At 51.0% G+C, this 5,019-nt stretch carries 1 protein-coding gene; it reads right to left on the bottom strand.

What is annotated here, in order from left to right; genetic code table 11:
* On the bottom strand, nt 1–5,019 hold a 5,019-nt coding region (locus tag VIM87_RS04055), incomplete at both ends, for an amino acid adenylation domain-containing protein (RefSeq protein WP_331995734.1).

Raw genomic sequence — 5,019 nt, forward strand, 5'->3', positions numbered from 1 at the left:
ATAACCGCTGTTCCCACAGGGTATCCGGCGCAGCAGCTGTTTCAGCAGCTGTTAGCGCCTGCAGGGCTGTTAGATCTGTTTTACCATTGGCCGTAACGGGAAAAGCATCCAGCGGTATAAATTCAGCAGGGATCATGTAATAGGGCAGCTTGGCCGAAAGCCAGCTCTTTATTGCTGCTGCCTCAAATTCTTCCGCTATTATATATGCCCTGAGAGTAGTGTTATCCCTGGCTGCCAGCACCAGCGCATCCTGTATGGCAGTATGCGTAAGTAATGTTTTTTCTATTTCCGCCGGCTCTACGCGGTAACCGTTGATCTTTACCTGGCTGTCTTTCCGGCCTGTAAAGTAAATATTCCCTTCTTCGTCCCATACTCCCAGGTCGCCGGTTTTATACAGGCGGCTGCCCGGCTTAAAGGGATGTGGTATAAAACGTTCCCTCGTTTCTGCTTCCAGCTGCAGGTAACCATTGGCCAGGCCTGCACCTGCAATATGGATCTCTCCTGCGATACCGGGTAACACCAGCTCCTGCTGCTCATTCAGCAGGTATACCTCTCGGTTGGGAATAGGCTTGCCTATGCAGGCGGCATCATCTGCCCCTTTCACGGGGTGGTAGGTAGCGCATACCGTTGTTTCCGTAGGGCCATAGGTGTTATAGATAGCTACCTTCCCTATCAGCTGCTGAATATGGGCGCCGGTCAGCCGGTCGCCACCGCTAATAAGGATACGCAGCGCGCCCAGATCCGTAGCATGTTTATCCAGCGCAGCTATTACAGGCGGCGTAGTGCTTAATACCGTGGCCTGCTCCTGCCGTATCAGCTGTAACAGGCGGTCAATATCCCGGCCGCCTTCAGGTAATACCAGCACCGTGGCGCCGCTGCATAAAGCAGGGAATATTTCTTCTATGGAAACATCAAATGCCGGTGATGATTGCTGTATCACCCGGTCATTGCTGTTAAGCGAAAAATAACGGATAAAAGTTTGCACATAATCTGCCAGGGCAGCATGGGATACCTGTATGCCTTTGGGCCGGCCGGTGGAGCCGGAGGTATACATGATATACGCCAGGTCATCCGGCTGCACAGCATAAGCAGGTGTTGCCGTTACGGAAGCAGACCTTTGAATATTATTTATATCCAGTACAGGCGTTTCAGTTAGCTGCACCTGATGCAGGCCGGCCGCGGTAGTAATTACCAGGTCAACACCGGCATGCGTTACCATAAAACGGATCCGCTCTGCGGGATACTCGGTATCCAGCGGTATATAGGCCGCGCCGGTCCTTAATACTGCCAGTATGCTGATGATAAGGTTGGCTGAACGTTCCAGTAAAATACCTATACGCTTACCCGGGGCACCGGCCTGCAGCTCACAAAGCTGTGCGGACAGCAGTGCCACCCTTTCCTGTAACTGCTGATAAGTAAGCACCGTACCCTTCTCATGCAATGCAGCCTGTGTTGCAAACCGTGCGGCAGCCTGCTCAAGCAACGGCATTACCGTAGCTGCAGGATAGGTGGTTGTTTGCGGGTTATTAAAGGTATGTAACAGCCGGTGCTGCTCTGCAGCGGTTAGCAGGCTGTAGCGGTGCAGGGGCATATCAGGATCGGCAGCTACCTGCTCACAGAGGTATTCAAAACAAGCGGCCAGGCGGCTCACCTGCGCTTCGCTAAAGATACGCGTGTCATAACGCAGCCTTAAAAACCATTGCTGTTCCAGCTCAATAAATTCTATCAGCAGGCTGCTTACGCTGGTGCCGTTATCTATCTCTTCTATCTGCTGTAATAAAGTTTGGTTAGCTGCACGCAGGTGCTCAAAGTTCTGCAGCACCAGCATTACATCAAATAAAGGATTGCGGTTAATATCCCGGCCCATATCCAGCTGCGCTATCAGCTCTTCTACCGGAAACTCCTGGTGGGCAAAAGCTTCTTCCACTGTTTGTTTTACTGCGCTCAATAAAGCATTGAACGACCGTTCTGCATTAAACGCGGTATACAGCGGCAATATATTCAGGTAATAGCCAACCTGGTTTTCCAGCGAGGTGTGGTGCCGGCCGGCTGTGGGTGTGGCAATGATCATTTGCTGCTGCCCGGTGAGTTTGAACAGCAACAGCTTCCATACTGCCAGCAATACGGTGAAAAGGGTTACATCATTTCCCTTTGACAGCCGCATAAGCTGCTGCTGCCAGCGGGCAGACAATGGGAACTGCAGTTTCTTACCTTCAAAACCTGCTTCCGGCGTATGTTTAATAAAGGGAAATGTAAGCGCAGGCAACTGCCCCTGGAAACGGGACAACCAATAGCGCCGGTGCGGCTGCATATTTTCTGATGCCAGCAGCTGCTGCTGCCAGGCTGCATAATCTTTATACTGTACCTGAAGCGGCGGCAGGGATTCCATCATACCCAGCTCTTTCCACAGCACTTCCATTGACCAGCCATCTGTAATAATATGATGGATCGTAAAGATCACCCGGTATACATCCCCTTGCAGCTGTAACAATTGCACCCTGAAAAGCGGGCCTTTTTCCAGGTCAAAGGGTGTTCTGGAATCAGCCAGGGCCAGGGCTTTCCAGGCCAATGTATCCTTTTCCTCCCGCAGATCTTTCCGGGAAAGCGGCAATGGTATATGATCCCGGATCACCATAAAGGGTGTTCCCTGTATGTCCCTGAAAGTGCTGCGCAGGCTTTCATGCCGTTGCACCAACTCCGTTAGTGCGTTCTCAAAATGTTGGGCTGCTGTTTCACCGGCTATAATAAATGACCAGCACAGGTTATAGGCCAGCGGCAATACTTCCAGCCGGTGCAATACCCAAAGCCTTCTTTGTGACAAGGATAAAGGATAGTGATCCGCTTTTTCCAGCGGAACAAGATCCGGCCGGCTTTCTGCCCTTGCTGCTTTAATGCAGGCAGCCATGCTCCTGATAGTGGGATGGGTTAACACTTCACGCATAGAAATGCTGACGCCAAAAAGATCCTGTATACGCGTTACCACCTGGGTAGCTTTCAACGAATTACCACCCAGCTCAAAGAAGCCGGCCAATACGCTGATGTGCGGCTGTTTTAGCACATCCTGCCATATTTCCAGCAAGGTGGCTTCCGTGCTGCCTGCGGGCAATACCATTTCCAGGGTGGTGAGGTCAGCGGGTTCGGGCAACGCCTTCAGATCTACCTTACCATTCACATTCACCGGCAGCTGCTCCATGATCACATAGGCAACCGGTATCATATAGGCTGGTAAATGATCCAGCAGAAAGAGCTTTAGCGCAGCTGTGTCCATTGAGGCCGGCGCTACCAGGTAGGCCGTAAGGCGCCTGCGCTCCCCTATGCCACTAATGGTTACCACTGCATCGGCTACATCTTTATATAATAATATCTTCTTCTCAACCTCACCCGGCTCAATACGGTAGCCATTCCATTTCAGCTGTGCATCTTTGCGGCCCAGGAAACGGATGCTGCCGTTTTCCATCCACAGGCCCATATCACCGGTCCTGTACAGGCGTTCACCTGGTATTGCCGGATGCTGAATGAACGCTTCCTGGTCCAGCGCAGGGTTAACATACCCCTTAGCCAAACCTTTGCCGGCCACATACAGCTGCCCGGCAATGCCCACGGGCACGGGCTGAAAGGCGTCATCCAGTATGTAAATATGATGTTCCGGTAAGGGCCTGCCTATCAGCGATGCAGTTTCCGGCGTTGTTATTTTGTTATAGGAAACACATACTGTTGTTTCCGTAGGGCCGTAGGTGTTATAGACCGCTACATTGTCCGGCAGCTGATCTATGTACGTGGGTTTCAACACATCTCCCCCACTGATCAGCAACCGCAGGTTACTAACACGATTGGCCTGTGCGTTTATTTCTTTTATAACCAGTGGGGTAGTGCTGAGGATAGTGGCCTGTTCTTTTTCTATAGCCTGTAAAAGGGCGGCTATATTGCGGCCGCCGTCTTTCACAACCACTAATGCAGCACCGGAACTGAAGGCTGCAAATATTTCCTCTACGGAGATATCAAAAACAAGGGCTGATTGCTGTATGATCCGGTCGGCAGGTGTTACATTAAAATACTGCGTAAAAGTCTGTATATAATTCACCAGGCTCTCATGCCGTATCATTACACCTTTAGGCTGCCCGGTTGAACCGGAAGTGTATAGGATATATGCTACCTCATCTCCTTTTATTTCTATACCGGGATTAACCGCAGCAGTGCCGTTATGCAATATGTCAGTTACCGCTAAACGGTTAGTTTGGGGTAAACAATCTTCATCTGTAAGCAGCCATTGCAATCCTGCTTCTGCTGTTATGAATAACACCCGCTCCGGTGGATAGGCTGCATCCACCGGCACATAAGCTGCGCCGGTTTTTAATATGGCCAGCAGGGTAATGATCATGTTTGCAGAGCGCTCCATCATTAATCCTAAACGCTGGCCGGGCTGCACGCCTTTTTCCATGATGAGGTACTGCGCCAGCCGGTTGGCCTGCAGGTTCACCTCCCCATAGGAAAGCTGCTGCCCTTCAAAGATCAGGGCTGTTGCATGCGGACTAACAGCGGCCCATTGTTCAAAAGCCTGCAGTACATGTGCATGCTGTAAAGCACGCACCGGCCCGCGGCCCATATTATATACCTGCTCTTTTTCTGTTTGGCTTAAAAGATCAATGGCTGCTATTGTTACATCCGGGGCTGACAGCGCATTTTCCAGCAGATGTATAAAGTGCTCTGCCATACGCTCCATAGGCGCCTCATCAAACAGGTCTGTATTATAACGCAGCTGAAAAAAAAGCGCCGGCCCCTCATAGGTGAATTCCATTTCCAGGTCTACCATACTGGTAGTAACGGGTACGGGTATAGGTTGTACAGTTAGCTGCTCATGCAACCCTTCCAGGCTGGTGGAACCTTCCAGGTTCTGGAATAACAGCAGCACATTAAAGAGCGGTGTTCTGCTGAACTCACGTTCCGGCTGCACATCCGTTATCATTTTATCAAAGGAATAGGCCTGGTGCTGCAAGGCCTGCAAAATACCCTGCTTCTCAC

This window comes from Chitinophaga sp., assembly GCF_036569125.1.
GTDB lineage: Bacteria > Bacteroidota > Bacteroidia > Chitinophagales > Chitinophagaceae > Chitinophaga.